The 261-nt window shown below is 31.8% G+C and carries 1 protein-coding gene; it reads right to left on the bottom strand.

Going from position 1 to position 261, the window contains the following annotated elements:
* The coding region (locus SB717_RS37150; protein ID WP_410908108.1) for a DUF4163 domain-containing protein at window positions 1-261 on the bottom strand (261 nt) is incomplete at both ends.

Raw genomic sequence — 261 nt, 5'->3', positions numbered from 1 at the left:
GTATTTGCCTTCCACGTATAAAGACCGTGTGCTCCGCCAGTATATTGATAGTAATTCACATATAGGCTAAGAAAAGGTGGTTTGTTTAAAGAGACTTTATAATCAACATTTGCTACGTACGGATGAAATGGTGTACTAGATCCTTCTGTCTCTTTATAGTATTTTTTTGCTTCTTTTTCTAATTTGTTTTTAAATTTGTCAGTGGATTTTTTGTAGTATAAATTGAGCTTATTTTGAAATGTAGAGTCAGAAAAGTTGTGA

Origin of the sequence: Priestia sp. SIMBA_032, assembly GCF_046535215.1 — a bacterium.
Taxonomy (GTDB): domain Bacteria; phylum Bacillota; class Bacilli; order Bacillales; family Bacillaceae_H; genus Priestia; species Priestia aryabhattai.
This window is presented reverse-complemented; position numbering and strand designations above follow the sequence as displayed.